Source organism: Wenzhouxiangella sp. YN1, from assembly GCF_056324145.1.
The window spans coordinates 86989-102072 of record NZ_JBJNIO010000123.1 but is presented as its reverse complement, the minus strand read 5'-3'; the positions used below and the strand labels follow the sequence as shown (position 1 = coordinate 102072).

The 15084-nt window shown below is 65.9% G+C and carries 11 protein-coding genes; 4 read left to right on the top strand and 7 right to left on the bottom strand.

Features of this window, described 5'->3' with window-relative positions; genetic code table 11:
* Positions 1-232 precede the first annotated feature (232 nt).
* Positions 233-1345: an HlyD family secretion protein gene (locus tag ACEWQZ_RS04630; protein ID WP_476481894.1), complete on the top strand. Its 1113-nt coding sequence runs from the start codon at positions 233-235 to the stop codon at positions 1343-1345.
* 4 nt (positions 1346-1349) lie between these two features.
* Complete coding sequence (locus ACEWQZ_RS04625; protein WP_476481893.1) at positions 1350-2435, top strand: FUSC family protein; 1086 nt, start codon at positions 1350-1352, stop codon at positions 2433-2435.
* A 33-nt stretch (positions 2436-2468) separates the two neighbouring features.
* Here the strand turns inward: ACEWQZ_RS04625 and pepN are convergent, their stop codons facing one another.
* Complete coding sequence (gene pepN, locus ACEWQZ_RS04620; RefSeq protein ID WP_476481892.1) at positions 2469-5123, bottom strand: aminopeptidase N; 2655 nt, start codon at positions 5121-5123, stop codon at positions 2469-2471.
* A 102-nt stretch (positions 5124-5225) separates the two neighbouring features.
* Here pepN and ACEWQZ_RS04615 point away from each other — a divergent pair, with 102 nt between their 5' ends.
* Positions 5226-6116, top strand: a complete 891-nt coding sequence (locus ACEWQZ_RS04615) for a threonine ammonia-lyase (protein WP_476481891.1) — start codon at positions 5226-5228, stop codon at positions 6114-6116.
* Positions 6117-6375: 259 nt separating this feature from the next.
* On the top strand, positions 6376-6870 hold the full coding sequence (locus ACEWQZ_RS04610) for a SixA phosphatase family protein (RefSeq protein WP_476481890.1): 495 nt from the start codon (positions 6376-6378) through the stop codon (positions 6868-6870).
* Here the strand turns inward: ACEWQZ_RS04610 and ACEWQZ_RS04605 are convergent.
* The 6 genes from ACEWQZ_RS04605 to ACEWQZ_RS04580 all read right to left on the bottom strand — a co-directional run bounded on the left by ACEWQZ_RS04605 (position 6849) and on the right by ACEWQZ_RS04580 (position 15023).
* On the bottom strand, positions 6849-7301 hold the full coding sequence (locus tag ACEWQZ_RS04605) for a GAF domain-containing protein (protein WP_476481889.1): 453 nt from the start codon (positions 7299-7301) through the stop codon (positions 6849-6851). The genes ACEWQZ_RS04610 and ACEWQZ_RS04605 overlap by 22 nt on opposite strands.
* Positions 7298-7900: a DUF938 domain-containing protein gene (locus ACEWQZ_RS04600; RefSeq protein ID WP_476481888.1), complete on the bottom strand. Its 603-nt coding sequence runs from the start codon at positions 7898-7900 to the stop codon at positions 7298-7300. The genes ACEWQZ_RS04605 and ACEWQZ_RS04600 overlap by 4 nt, the downstream gene beginning before the upstream one ends.
* On the bottom strand, positions 7897-9252 hold the full coding sequence (locus ACEWQZ_RS04595; RefSeq protein ID WP_476481887.1) for a formimidoylglutamate deiminase: 1356 nt from the start codon (positions 9250-9252) through the stop codon (positions 7897-7899). The genes ACEWQZ_RS04600 and ACEWQZ_RS04595 overlap by 4 nt, the downstream gene beginning before the upstream one ends.
* Positions 9249-10031, bottom strand: coding sequence for an N-formylglutamate deformylase (gene hutG, locus ACEWQZ_RS04590; RefSeq protein WP_476481886.1), 783 nt, complete (start codon positions 10029-10031; stop codon positions 9249-9251). The genes ACEWQZ_RS04595 and hutG overlap by 4 nt, the downstream gene beginning before the upstream one ends.
* A gap of 85 nt (positions 10032-10116) precedes the next feature.
* Positions 10117-12786: a hypothetical protein gene (locus ACEWQZ_RS04585; protein WP_476481885.1), complete on the bottom strand. Its 2670-nt coding sequence runs from the start codon at positions 12784-12786 to the stop codon at positions 10117-10119.
* Between the two features lie 74 nt (positions 12787-12860).
* Complete coding sequence (locus ACEWQZ_RS04580; RefSeq protein WP_476481884.1) at positions 12861-15023, bottom strand: type IV pilus secretin PilQ; 2163 nt, start codon at positions 15021-15023, stop codon at positions 12861-12863.
* Between the last annotated feature and the right edge of the window lie 61 nt (positions 15024-15084).

Sequence of the window (15084 nt, the reverse complement as noted above, 5' to 3'; positions counted from 1 at the left end):
TTCGAGCCAATCGGGCGGTTTCAGTTGATTGCTTCGGCTGGCTGACACACACTGCAAACGGCAGGCGTCCATCCATCAGGGCACCCTGCGAAGAACAATTTACTCTAGCACGGCGCTTTCGCAGCTACGTTCATGCCCTGGTACAGATACCGGCGCTTCTTGCCGCGGCAAGGGCTTCGACAATTGGAGACCAGGCCGCCATCGACAGCGAGCAGGCTCAGGGAGATTCCAGATGCCGGATAACAACACGAACACCCGCAAGACCGAACCCGCCGAAGCCCGCAATCCGGCCGCACCGATCGCAATCGGAATCATTCTGCTGCTCCTCGCGCTGGTGGTGTACTACGCCCTGAGCGATCGGCTGGCCCCCAGCTCGTCGCGCGGCACGGTCTCGGCCCAGGTTGTCCAGATCGCGCCGCGGATCGGCGGCCAGGTCACGGCGGTGACCGTGGATGACGATGCCGTTGTCGAGGCCGGTGACGAGCTGTTCCGGATCGATCCGCGACCTTTCGAGCTCGCCGTCGCGCAGGCCGAAGCCGAGCTGGCGAGCACGACTCAGAGCATCGACGCCTCCAGCGCCGCGCTGGTGGCTGCGCAGGCGGCCGTCACCCAGGCACGCAGCCAGCTCGACACCACCCGCTCGGAGGTCGACCGGATCCTGCGGCTGGCCGAACGCGGCCTGGTATCCGAGGCCGATGCCGACGCGGCACGCGCCCGTCTGGCCGACGCCCGTTCCGGCCTGCGTTCGGCACAGGCCAACCTGGAAAGCGCGCGCGCCGAGCTGGGGCCCAGGGGCCGCGACAACCCGGCCATTCTCGCCGCCCAGGCGCGCCTCGAGCGTGCCCAGTACGATCTGGCCTCGACGTCGGTGCGGGCGCCTCACTTCGGCGTGGTCACCAGCGTCACGCTCTCGGAGGGCCAGTTCATTTCGTCGGGCAACCCGGCCATGACCTTCATCGACGCCGAGGCGGCCTGGGTCACCGTCGATTTTCGCGAGAACCAGCTGCGCGCGGTCGACCCCGGAGATCACGTGCACCTGCTGTTCGATGCCGTGCCGGGGCGGATTTTCGAAGGCCGGGTGCAAAGCATCGCCTGGGGCATCGACCCGGGCCGCAGCAGCCAGGGCGGCCTGGTGGTGAATCAGCCCGCCAACCGCTGGTTCGAACCGGCGCGGCGGATTCCGGTGCGCATCGAGCTGGCCGACGGAATGGATGCCTGGCCGCGATCAGCGCGGGTGGGCGGCAAGGTGCACGCCCTGGTCTTTGCGCACGGCGCGCTGAACCCGATCGCGCTTGTCGGCCGCACGCTGCAGCGCCTGCGCTCGTGGACGAGCTACCTGCACTGAAGCCATGTACGTCACCCCGCGCCCGAGAACCGAGGATGACCCGCTGTTCGCGCTGCGCCTGGGCGCAACGGGCGCCCTTTCCTACCTGGCCATCGCGATCTTCGACCCGGCGCTTGCGCCGATCATCGCCGCGCTGCCGGCGGGCATGATCGGCGCGCAGCGCAAGGCCTTCAATGCCGGCAAGGCGATCGGCGGGCCCGTGGCGATGATCGTGCTGGTCTGTGCCATGACCTGGCTTGTCGAGCAGCTGCGTCCGATGCCGCTGGTCTACATCGGTGCCATGTGGCTGGTCTACTTCGCCGGGTTCCGGATGATTCTCAAGACCGGCGCCCAGGCGGGGATGCTGATCGTCATCATGGCGGTGCTGCTGTCGGTGATGGGCATGCACGGGAGCGCGACCGTCGAGTCGATGCGCGACGGGTTCGTCCAGGCATCGCTCGTGGCGCTGGTGATCGGGCCGCTGGTTTATCTGCTGTTTCCGCCGCGAAGCCGCGAGCAGCACGTCGATGAGCCGATACCCACGCCGGGCAACGTCAGCGTCGGAGCCGCGATTCGCGCGACGGTGCTTCTGGGGCTGAGCTTCTGGCTGTATGCCGTGATGCAGCCCTCGGACATGATGATGGCGGTGATCGCCGCCATGGTCGTCGTCTTCCCGACCCGTCGCGCGGTCTTTCACGAGGCCCGGCAGCGAATCCGGGCCACGTTCTACGGCGGCGCGATCGCGCTCTTGGCGCTCTTTCTCTTCACCCTGTCGCCGCACCTCCCGATTCTTCTGGGGCTGATCTTTCTCGGCGGCCTGTGGCTGGGCAACCGCGTGCTCCAGGGCCCGCATCCGGCCAACGTGTATCAGTACGCTTTCTCGGTAACCCTGGCGCTGATCGCCGGCGCGCTTTCGACCCAGGATCCCGGCTACGCGACGTTCACCCGGATCGTGCTGACGCTGATCGGGGCGCTGTCGGCGGCCTTGTGCGTGGCGCTGCTCGACGCTTTTTTCCGCTGGCGAGAGCCATGGCCCAGAGCGGGGGCACTGATTACCGAGAGCCGGAGCGGATCGCATGTTGACCTGCAGCCTTCCGGGAAAGGCGATTGACCGTGAACTCCGTGGCTTCCGTGGTTCCGGATTTCAGTCTTTACGCTCCTTCAGCGCCGCGGTGACGATTTCGCCGATGTCGGGTGACAGGCCCTTTTTGGCCGCCAACTTCTGGAGCTGGTCCTTCATCATTGCCGAGCGCTTGTCGTCAAAGGCGCGCCAGCGGTTGAAGCAGGTCGTCAGGCGGGCGCCGATCTGGGGGTTGATTTCGTCGAGCTTTTCGAGCACTTCGCCCACCAGCCGGTAGCCGGCGCCATCGGCGCGGTGGAAGGCCACCGGATTTCTCATCGCCAGCGCGCCAATCAGCGCGCGCAGCTTGTTGGGGTTGCTCAGCCGGAAGGCGGCGTGGCCCATCAGGCGGCGCACGTCGTCGACCACCGCCTCGTCGGCGCGCGTGGCCTGGACGGCAAACCACTTGTCCATGACCAGCGCATCATCGGCGAAGCGCTGCTCGAAGTCGGTCAGCGCTCGATCCGCGCCCTCGAGCCCGTTGTGAACCAGGGCGCGCAAGGCGGCGAGCCGGTCGGTCATGTTGTCGGCCCGGGCATAGTGATTCGAGGCCAGCTCGGCGGCCGACTCCGAGCCGGCGGCGGCCAGCAGGCCGAGTACCGCGTTGCGCAGGCGTCGGCGGGCGGCGTCCGGGCCATCGGGAGACCATTCATCGCTCGGCGCCAGGGCATCGAAGCGCTGCCGCAGCGCGCGCTCCAGGCGCTCGCCCAGCAGGCCGATCAATTCCTGCCGTGCAGCGTGGATGGCTTCAATATCGACCGGATCGCGATCCTGGGCGAGTTCGCCCACCGAGGGCAGGCTCAGCAGCTCGGCAGCCAGCGCGGGATCGGCATCCGAGCCGTCAAGCACGGCCGCCCAGGCCTCTATCAGCAGCTCGGCGTCGTGCCCGTCGCGGCCTTCGATCAGGTCGCCGAGCACGCGCAGGCTCAAATCGCGCATGGCGCGCCAGCGGCAAAACGGGTCGGGGTCGAAGCCGGCCAGGCGGGCCAGGTCGCGGCTAGCGTAGTCGTAATCGAACTTCACCGGGGCGGAGAAGTCCCGGAGCAGCGACGGCAGAGCGTCGGTCGGCAGATCGCGAAAGCGGAACTCGGTCTTGTCGTCGGTGAGTACCAGCAGGCGGGTTTCCGGGCCCTGCTCCGTTTCCCCGGCCAGGGTGACCGGCAGCGGGCGGTTGTCGGCGTCGAGAAAGCCGACCTTTACCGGAATCATCAGCGATCCGATGTCGCGGTTGTCCGGGTGCTCGGGCAGGCACTGCGAGAGGCTGAGTACCAGCTCGCCGGTTGCCTCGTCAAAGCGCGTGGCGGCCGCGACCGTGGGCGTGCCGACCTGGCGGTACCAGCGCTCGAACTGCTCGAGATCGCGCTCGTTGGCGTCGGCCATGGCGCGGCGGAAATCGTCGCAGGTTACCGCCTGCCCGTCATGGCGCTGGAAGTAGAGATCCAGGCCGCGGCGGAAACCGGCGCGGCCGAGCAGGGTTTCGTACATGCGCACCACCTGCGCGCCCTTTTCGTAGACCGTGGCGGTGTAGAAGTTGTTGATCTCGACGTAGCGCTCGGGCCGGACGGGGTGGGCCATCGGGCCGGTATCCTCGGGAAACTGGTGTGCCATCAGATCGGCGACGTCCTGGATACGCTTGACGCCGGCCGAGCGCTGGTCGGCGCTGAATTCCTGATCGCGGTAGACGGTCAGTCCTTCCTTGAGCGTGAGCTGGAACCAGTCGCGGCAGGTGACGCGGTTGCCGGTCCAGTTGTGGAAGTACTCATGCCCGATGACGGACTCGATGCCGGCATAGTCGGCGTCGGTGGCGGTTTCGCGGTCGGCCAGCACGTAGCGGGCGTTGAAGACGTTGAGGCTCTTGTTCTCCATCGCGCCCATGTTGAAATCGTGGGTGGCGACGACGTGGAAGATGTCGAGATCGTATTCCAGCCCGAAACGTTCCTCGTCCCAGGCCATGGCGCGCTTGAGGCTGTCCATGGCGTAGTCGAGCCGGTCGATGTTCTCCGGCTCGGAATGAAATTTCAGGGTCACTTCCCGGCCCGAGCGCGTGGTGAAGGTATCGCTCAGCTCGGCCAGATCGCCGGCGACGATGGCGAACAGGTAGCTGGGCTTGGGAAAGGGATCTTCCCAGACGGCGAAGTGCCGGCCGTCGTCGAGTTCGCCGGACTCGACGCAGTTGCCGTTGGACAGCAGAACGGGAAAGCGCTCACGATCGCCGGTGAGGCGCACGCGGTAGGTGGCCATCACGTCGGGGCGGTCGGGAAACCAGGTGATCTTGCGAAAGCCCTGGGCCTCGCACTGAGTCAGCAGCATGGAGCCGGATTGATACAGCCCTTCGAGCGCGGTATTGCGGTCGGGGTGGACGACTACCTCGATGCTGACCTCGGCGCGCTCAGGCACATTCTCGACGATCAGCATCCCGTCGCCGGCGCGCTCCTCGAACTGCGCCGGCTCGCCGTCAATCTCGACGCGCTTGGTTTCCAGGCCGGCACCCGACAGGGTCAGCGGCGCGGACTCGAGCTCACCGAGCTCACGATTGCGGCGCACCCGCATGCGGCTTTTCACGCGGGTTGCGGCGGCGTCCAGGTCGAAATCGAGCTCGACGTGCTCGACCCACCAGGCCGGCGGCCGGTAGTCCTGGCGCAAAACGGGGGTGCGGGGCTGGTCACCACGGGCTGACATGAGCGGGCTCCTGTTCGATCGGGCAAGTATCATGGGCGGATGCCTGTCGAATCCACGCTGACCCCGAAAGACGTTGTCCGCGCCCGGGAGCGGATCCGGTCGATGATCCGAACGACTCCGGTCATGACATCCGATGTGCTTGATGAAGTGACGGGCGCGCGCCTGTTTTTCAAGTGCGAGCACCTGCAGCACACCGGCTCGTTCAAGCTGCGCGGCGCCGGCCATGCGGTGTCGCTGCTGAACAGCGACTGCCCCGGCGTGGCCACGCATTCATCCGGAAACCACGGCGCAGCGCTGGCCTGTGCGGCCGCGCAGCGTGGCTTGCGCGCCGAGATTGCGATGCCCGAGGGTGCGGTGGCCGACAAGGTCGACAATGTTCGCCGCCACGGCGGCCGGGTTCATTTCTGCGAGCCCACGCAGGCCGGGCGCGAAGCGATGCTTGCCCGGCTGGTCGACACCGGCCTGGAACCGATTCCACCGTATGACGACGACCGCATCATCGCCGGCCAGGGCAGCGCGGCGCTGGAGCTGATCGAGCAGGTACCGGATCTCGACTGCATCGTCGCGCCGGTGGGCGGCGGCGGGCTGGTGTCCGGCACGGCCCTGGCCGCACTGACAACCACGCGGCCACCGGAGGTGGTCGGCGTCGAGCCGGCCGGCGCCGACGATACCGCGCGTTCGCTGGCCGCCGGCCGCCGGGTTGCGGACCATCAACCCGACACCGTCGCCGACGGCCTGCGGGCGCTGGTGGGCGAGCGCAATCTCGATCTGATCCGGCGCCACGTCACCGCCGTGACTACGGTGACCGAAAAGCAGATCCTGGCGGCGATGGAGCTGATCTGGGCACAGCTCAAACAGACCGCCGAGCCCTCAGGCGCCACCGCACTGGCCGGCATACTGGCCGATCCGGAGCGATTTGCCGGCCGTCGTACCGGCGTGATCATCAGCGGCGGCAATCTGGACGTCGCCGCCTGCCTGGCGGCGCTGCGCTGAGCCGACGCGCTTGATCAAACCAGTCGCTCGCACTGCTATTGACCCGGCGGCTTGCGGACGGGCGCTGCAAGCGTTTCCGTTAACGGTTTTCAATTCACTTTCCGTGTATTCCGTGTTTTCCTTGTTTTGCGTGGTTACAAGCCTTTTCCTGCGAGAAGAAAGCGGAAAGCGGCGTAGTCTGCGCCCCCCGAACTGGGGCCGGATATGGAAGCGACGCACAAAGGTTCGCGCGCTGGTATGCTGACGCCCCTTGCAATCAATGGAGAGGCCTGCCCGGATGGAGCTGTGGCTGTTACGTCATGCGCGCGCCTGCTCGGCTGCGCGCGACCAGAAGGATCAGGAGCGCCCGCTGACCGAGTCCGGTCGCGAAACCGCGCGCAAATTGGGGGAGTGGATTCAGCAGTCGGGTCTGGACGTTCCGTCGACCGTGCGTGTTTCTCCTGCGGTGCGCACCCGCGAAACGACGCAGCTGATGCTCGATGGGCTCGAAGGGCCCGAGCACATTGTCGAGCCGGACCTGTGGGAGGCGCTCGAGGAGGATCTGGTCGGCATTCTGAAAAAGCATCAGGACGCCGAATCACTGCTGCTGACCGGCCACAACCCCGGTTTCGAGTGGCTGGTGCAGTGGCTCACCAACCAGCGCCCGCGTCTGGGCATCCAGCCCGGCACGCTGGTCATCATCGATGCCGACATGCCACCCGCGCCCGGCTGCGGGCAAATCCGCACGCTGGTTCAGCCCAGCGACCTGACGTAGGCTTCCGCCAGCTTTTCCAGCCCGCGCTGATCGGCCTCGTCAAAGCGGCCGCGCCGCGGGCTATCGAGATCGAGCACGCCAATGACCTGGTCGTCGACAATCAGCGGCACCACCACTTCCGAGCGCGAAACCGGGTCGCAAGCGATGTGCCCCTCGAAAGCCTGAACGTCCTCGACGCGCTGCGTTGACCGGGTGGCCGCCGCCGTGCCGCACACGCCCTCGCCCATGGCGATGCGTACGCAGGCCGGCTGCCCCTGAAACGGGCCGACGATCAGCTCGTCGCCTTCGAGAAAATAGAAGCCGACCCAGTTGACCTCGGGCAGCGCGTGGTAGATCAGCGCGCTCAGGTTGGCGGCGTTGGCAATGCGGTGCTTCTGCCCGGACAGCAGCCCTTCGGCCTGCCGGGCCAGCTCATCATAGTTGACGCTCATTGTTGTCTCCTGAAGATCACGATTCGATTATTGGCCGGCATGGCAATTTCAGCCTCGGACGTCCAGCCACAGGATTCCGCTTCGCGGTGAACCTGCCCGATGTCGCGAAGGCCCATGGCCGGGTCGGTCGAGCCCAGCTGCTGATGGAAGCGTCGGTTGCTGTCGGTATCGAAGCGCTCGCCGTCGCGGAAGGGGCCGTAGATCACCAGCAGGCCGCCGGGGCGCACTCGCTCGGCTGCACGCTGGAGCAGCACCGGCGTGCACTCCCAGGGCATGATGTGCAGGGTATTGGCGGTATAGACGGCATCCCACGGGCCATCGGGCCAGTCCCGGGTCGCCATCACGTCCAGCGCCAGCGGCGCCGGCAGATCGGGCGCCTCGGCGCTCAGGCGGGCGCGGATCGCGGGCAGGTTTTCAGACAGATCGCTGGCCTGCCAGGTCACTCCGGGCAGCAGGGAATGGAACCAGGCGGCGTGCTGGCCGCTGCCGGCGCCGATCTCGAGCACGCGCGCGTCGGGTTCGAGCCAGCGCTGCAAAATTTCACCAATGGGCTGGCGGTTGCGCTCGGCCGCCGGAGAATGTGACGGGCCCGGGCTCATGCTGACGCCGTGGCCTCGACAAGCCGTCGACGAAGCCCGGCCACGCGCGTCTCCAGCGCCGCCCTGGCCGGATGGCGGCCTGCGGACACAATCTTCTGGCCGCCGACCCGGACCTGATCGATCATGCCGGCGGCGTGCGCGAAGATGAAGCCGTCGAGCATCTCGGGCGCCGGCAGACCGGCGAGCAGTGGATGGGCGTTATCCAGGATCACCAGATCCGCGCGCCGGCCCGGTTCGAGAGCGCCGGCCGGCTGCTCGAGCGCGGCGGCGCCGCTGGCGGCCGCCTGCCGCCACAGGCCGGTGCCGATATGCTCATCGGCGTTGCAGAGCACGTTGCGCTGGTGCAGGCGCAGCCGCTGCCCCCACTCGAGCAGGCGCAGCTCCTCGGCGGCCGACATCACCAGGTTGCTGTCGGAGCCGATGGCGATGCGGCCGCCGCGGTCGAGATACTCGCGTACCGGGAACAGGCCGTCGCCGAGATCGGCCTCGGTGGTGGGGCAGATGCCTACCAACGCCGAGCGTTCAGCCAGGGCCTGCATTTCGTCTTCGCTGGCGTGGGTGGCGTGAATCAGGCACCAGCGGCTGTCGATGTCGACGTGCTCAAGAAGCCAGTCGATCGGGCGTTGGTCGTGGTGCTCGAGGCAGCTCGCCACTTCCGCGGGCTGTTCGGAGATGTGCAGGTGAACCGGCCCCTCGCCGATGCCTTTCAGAAGCTGCGGCAGATCGCGGGCGTCGACGGCGCGCAGGGAATGCGGCGCCACACCGATGCGCTGCAGGCCGCCGGCCTCGCGCTGGAGAGAGGTCACCAGCTCGACGATCTGCTCGAGCTCCATGCCGAAGGCCCGCTGGCGCTCGCCGAGCGGCTGGCGGCCAAAGCCGCCGTAGCGATACCAGACCGGCAGCAGGGTCAGGGCGCAGCCGGCCTGCTGAGCCGCGTCGAGCACCTGCCCGGCGGTCTGGGCAGGCTGCTGCCCGTCCAGACCATGCGGATAGTGAAACTCGCCGGTGGTGGTGTAGCCGCCTTCGAGCAGCTCGATGAAGCCCCAGGCCGCCAGGGCGCGAAAATCTTCGCCTGTGAGCAGGCCGACGGCCTTGTACATGCGCTCGCGCCAGCTCCAGAAGCTGTCCTCCGCCCCGGCGCTGCGGCCGGTCAGGCCGGCAATCAGTCGCTGGTGAATATGCGAGTGGACGTTGACCATGCCCGGCAGCACCGGCCCGGACAGGCGCTCGGCGCCTTCGGCGCAGCCGGGGATGACCGAGGTGATGACGCCATTGGCGTCGATTTCCAGGGTGACGTCCTCACGCCAGCCCGTGGCCAGGAGAACCCGTGAACAGTACAGCCTTTGCGTCATGCCGGGCGCCATTGCGAGAGCGTATCGATGAGCTGCTTCAGCTGCGCGATCAGCGGAGCAGCGGCGGTCGGGTCCCAGTCTCGGGGTCGTGACTCGTCCATGTAGCAGGCCTGGGCAATCTCGAGCTGCAGCGCGTGTACGCCTGCCTCCGGACGACCGTAGTGACGGGTGATGAACCCGCCCTTGAAGCGGCCGTTGACCACGCTGGAGAACCCGCTTGCGTCGGCCAGCAAGTCGGCCGCCCGCTGTTGCAGTTCGGGGTCGCAACTCCGGCCTTCAAAGGTGCCCAGATTGAGGTCGGGCAACCGACCCTCGAACAGCCGGGGAATGGCACTGCGGATCGAGTGCAGGTCAAGCAGCACCGCAAAGCCGTGGCGGCGGCGCAGGGCTTCGAGCTCGGCGGAGAGCTTGTGGTGGTAGGGCCGCCAGTAGCGCTCGATGCGCGCGTCGACTTCTTCCTCGTCGGGCGGGCTTTCACCATAGACCGGTGAACCGTCGAAATTCACGGTAGGCACCAGGCCAGTGGTTGCGCCCGCATACAACGGCTTGTCGTCGCTGCCGCGATTGAGGTCGATCACGTAGCGGGAATAACGGGCGCACAACACCGAGACTTCCGATCCGGCGGCTGCCTCGGCTAATCGATGCACATGCCAGTCGGTGTCGGGCAGCTCACGGCTGTTGCCACTCAGCCGGGAGGCCAGCTCTGGCGGCAGTTCGACACCCGCGTGGGGAACATTGACAAGCAGCGGCGTGCTGCCGGAACGGTCATCGTGAAGCATGCCGCCATTGTACTGCTTCCCGGCAAAAAGAAGGCCCGGCAGTGCCGGGCCTTGGGTTTCGTGGACAGATGGCCCCTCAGCCCCCTCAGGGCGTGCAAGGTGGTGAGACCCCGCTGGCGCTGGCATTGACGCCAGTAGCGACAAAAGTGCCCACCGGCGAGCCACTGGATGTGGTGAATGTACAGCGGCCCAGGCGCGGGAAGCCCTCGGAATCAGGATCACCGGTGCATTCCGTGAGCCCAACTTCTACGCGGGCGTTTGTCCTGCCGTCGGCGTCGGTCACGCCGGGGCCAGACGTCAGCTTCAGAGTACCGCCGTCGTCAGCGCTGCATTCGCCGACCAGGTCAACGCCAGGCATCGGATCGCCGCCGCTGGCCAGCAGAGTCAGCGTCAGCCTTACACTCACGACGCTATCACTCGGATCAGTGTAGCTGGACGGGCTGACCTGAAGCATGGCCGAGCCCGGTGGCACCACCTTGACGTCCGCCGTTGCGCTACCGGCGCTGAAGCGAATCAGTGACTCGTCACCTTCGGGCAGCATGCCGCTGGTGTTGACTTCGGTGACGGTGCAGCCGTTGCCGCTGGAGCCAGTCGGCATTTCGGTCGTGGCCGGCATGGCCCGTCCATCCAGCCTACCGCTGGCCGGGCCCTCGACCAGATCGCCGCGGATGAACACGTTGTTGATGGGCGCATTCAACGCGTCCGTGTAGCACAGCCGCACGGTGGTCGTCGAGTTGCCCTGAATTGACGAGGGCGTGGCCGACAGCTGCGCCGGCGCAATACCCGGGAAAGTCATCGCATGAACACGACCCACGGTCTTGCTGCCGCCGTCTTCGACCCGGTGGCCCTGCCCCCAGATCACCAACGGACGCCCCACGGCGCTGATGGGATAGGTCAGCTTGACCGATCCGCGTCCCTGGGTGCTCAGATTGGCCTGACTGTCGATTGCGCCGAAACGCGCGCGACCGATCACCCAGGGAATGACGAAGCTATCGTCGACGATGACACCGCTGCCGTTATTGGGATTGAAGTCCTCGGTGACCGTGACGGTGCGGTTGTCAACCACGCTGGCCACGGTTCGAGCGGCTTCGTGTTCGCGGTTGCCGGGAATATCCTTGCCCAGCAGCACCAGGGTGTCGCCCGGCTCCACTGCCTCGTCAACATCCGGCGCGCTGGGCAAGAAGCCGTCCGGCGGGTTCTGGGCGCTGAACAGATTGCCGCCCTCCTCGGGATTGCCGTCGCCGCCTGAAAACACGAACTCACGCGGCAGCGTCTTCGTCAACGGCGCGTCGATCTTGCCAAAATCAATGGGCGTACCGGAAAGCACCGGATTGCCGGCCTGGTCCTTGCCTTGCGCGGTGACGGTCAGGGAATAGGTGCCGTCGGCGCTGGGCGGAATGACCACGCCCGTGTCCGGATCAATATTGGGTTCTTCATCAGTGATGATGGTGCCCACCGTGTTATTGGCATGGATGGCACTGACCGAGGGACTGACGATTTCGAGGCTGAACAGCCGGCCGTCGCCCACCTTGACCGTGGTTTCGGCGGTAATCGGGTCGAGCAAATCATTGTCGACGTTGTTGTCGGCCCGGTCGGCGGTCGCCGTGATCCTGTGGCCGCCGGTTTCCGTGGCGCCGTTGAGGGAGAAATTCACCACGCCATTGACTGACTGGACGTCAATCTCGCTGCCGCTGACCGACCCGGAAGCCCCCGTCCCGCTCAGCCGGGCCTGACTGTCGCCGGGGGCGTCGAGGGTCAGGGTCACGTTGTTGAACCCGGCACCACCGCCTTCGGGGTTGGGCACTGGGTTGCCGCCGGAGTCATCGACGAACAGAGTCATGTTCTTGCTCGTGCTGCCACCCGAGCCGGTAATGTAAATCGGGTCGGTAGGCACCGAGAAGTCAAGATTGGCCGGCAGAAAGTCTGCGGCGCCCTCGGCAATCTGGATTTCGAAGTCCTCGGAGAAGGTATCTCCGGTGGTGGCGTCCTGGGCCGATACGGTCACCGTTACCGGGCCCGGCTGCGTATCGCTGTGGACAAAGATGGTGGCCACGCCTGCCGCCATATTGACCGGGCCATTGCCCATCAGTACGTAGAACTCGTTGATGTCTTCGGTTTCAGGATCATCCAGGGTGGAATAGGCTGCCCGACTCACCGGTGAGATGCCCACGGCAATCTTGCCGTCGGTGACGCTGCCGGCACTGCCATCGGCGTTGCGGTAGCGCACGGTAAGCTCGTTGATGAAGGGAGAGCCCATGAATATCTCCACGCCTTCGGTGTTGGGCGGCATGGTGCGGGCACCCGTGACCTGCAGCCGTCCCTCGGCACCCGGGTCCTCGATCACTTCGATCTCACGCGTGGCGGAAACCGTTCCGGCACCGCTGGGGTTGGCAGCAGAGGCGGTGAGCGTGACGCTGCCGGTGTTCGAGCGTGCGGTGAAGTTGAAATTGGCCTGGCCACCGCTGGTAGTGGTGCTGGCAGAAGCGCCCGAGGACTCACCCATCGCCGAAACGACGCCGCGATTGGCATTACTGGAGTTGAGGGTGACCTCGGTTCCGTCGGCCACGGCCGAGCCGTCGGCGGCACGAAAGCGTACCGTGACCTGAATGGAACTGTTGGTGGCCACCTGGCTGGACTCGACCGCAATACTCATGCTCGCCGAACCACCGTTATCGAAGCTGCCTGAAGAGCTGCCCCCGCAGGCCGCAAGCAGGGCAGTCGCTGCCAGAATGATTCCGTATCTGATTGTCTTCATGAATCTCAATCCCGAGTTTTTTGATGTGGTGTTCATCGCTGCTTTGTTCATGGCTACGTTGCTGCGCTGCAGCATCAGTCAGCCGATACGCGCTCATCAAGAATGGACGGCGTCACGAAAATCAGGAGCTCCCGTTTGAGATCCTCGGTTCCACGCTGCCGGAACAGGCCTCCAAGGACCGGCACGTCGCCGAGAACCGGCACCTTCTGCTCCTGATAGGAGCGCTCCTCCTGGAAGATTCCGCCCAATACCACGGTCTGGCCGTTGTCGACCAGGATTCGCGTCGACAGCTCGCGGGTGTCGATCGAGGGAATGAAACCGCCGCGCCCGTTGGGGTAGAGCTCACCCACCGTGTCCTGCTTGACCTGAAGCTGGAGCTGAACACGGTTGTCCGGCGTGATCAGTGGCGTCGCGCGAAGCTCGAGGACGGCTTCCTTGAACTCGACGTTGATGGCGCCGGCCATGGAGCCACCCTGGGTTGATTCGTACGGAATCTCCACGCCCTGCAGCACATAGGCTTCAGCCTGGTTGGCGGTGATCACTCGCGGCGTGGAAATGATTTCGCCGCGGCCTTCGCTTTCCAGCGCGCTGAGTTCCAGATCGAGCAGCACATCGGCAGCAAGCACGCTGAAGCCAAGGCTTCCGGCCGGGTTGGCAACGGGCAGGTTGACGTTGAGGCGGTCGCTCAGGCTCGGTAGATCCACCGGCGTGCTCGAGCCGCTGCCCGAGCGGCGATTGGCCAGGCCATCGCGCACCATCTGATCGGTGCCTTCGTTGGTCGAGGCCATGGTGTAGAGGTTGCCGCGGGAATCCTGGCGCGCGCCGGTGACACCGAAGCGGACGCCGAGCTGGTGATTGAAGTCGCTGCGCGCAATGACAATGCGTGACTCGATGAGCACCTGACGAACCGGGCGATCGAGATCACCAACCAGCTCCCGAACAGCATCGATGCGATCGGCCGTGTCGTTGACCAGCAGAGTATTGGTGCGCTGATCAATGGTGACCGAGCCCCTCGGCGAGAGCAGGCCGGTCGAGCCGCCGCCAGCCTCTTCGCCGGCACCACCCGAGGCCGACTGGATCAAGGCGGCCATCTCGCCGGCATCAGCGTAGCTCAGCGGGAGGATTGCCGTGCGCAGCGGTTCAAGCGTCTGGCGCTCGACGCGGGCCTGCAGAATGGCCTGTTCACGCTGGGCAATCTCCTGGGTGGGCGCAATCCAGATGACGTTACCGGATTCGCGCATGTCGAGGTTCTTGGTCTCGAGCACGATATCAAGCGCCTGATCCCAGGGCACGTTGGTCAGGCGCAGCGTCAGATTGCCGCTGACCGAGTCCGAAACCACGATGTTGCGCTGCGACACATCGGCGATCAACGACAACACCGAGCGCACCGGAATATCCTGGAAGTGCAGCGACATGCGGTTGCCCTGATAGTCGCGATCCTCGAAGAATGTGAGCTCGCGATCCTGCGGCGTTTTCTCTTCCGGCTGACTGAGCTCGACCACGACCTGGCCGTCGGACTGGTAGGCGAGGTGCTCGTAGGCCCCGGCCACTTCAACATTCAGGCGCACATTGTCACCGCGCTGCTCCGGCGTGATCATCTGCGCCGGGGTGGCAAAGTCGGTGACGTCGAGGCGCTGGTAAAGATCATCGGGCAGTTCGCTGTTGAACAACACCACGCGCAGGCCGCCGGTCTGTTCGCTGACCGAGATATTGACTCCCGGACGGTTCATGTCGACAAGCACCCGACTCTCGCCATTCGCTCCGCGGCGAAAGTCGATGCCCGTTACCTCGAAATGTTCGGTGCTCGCCGACGAAGCGGTGCCCTCTGCGCTGGCCACGGCCGTGGCGGTGGTGCCGGCACCGCTGGACTGGACCGCCAGGGTGACACGACTGCCGCTGACCTCGACATCGTAGGGAGCGCTGCGAGCCATATCGACCACCAGACGGGTACGCCCTCCGGCGCTCAGCGCCGTGTAGCTGCGCGCCGGGCCTGCACCGACCGGCACCCTGGAGGCATTCACGCGGGAGTTCGTGTCGGGCAGCTCAAGCACAATTCGCGGCGGCTGCTCGGTGGTGAATACAGATGGTTCGCCCGGCTCGCCGTCCAGCTCGAGTATGAAACGAACCTCGTCGGTTCCGCTCTCGACCTGGATATCGGTCAACTCCGTGGCCTGGGCCATGGAAACCATCCAGAACAGCCCGACCAGAAGCGTTAGCGCTTTGCTACTGCTGTTCATTGCCCATCTCCCGTTCATCGCCCATGAAGACTTGCTCATGATGTTCAATTCCTTACCGGTA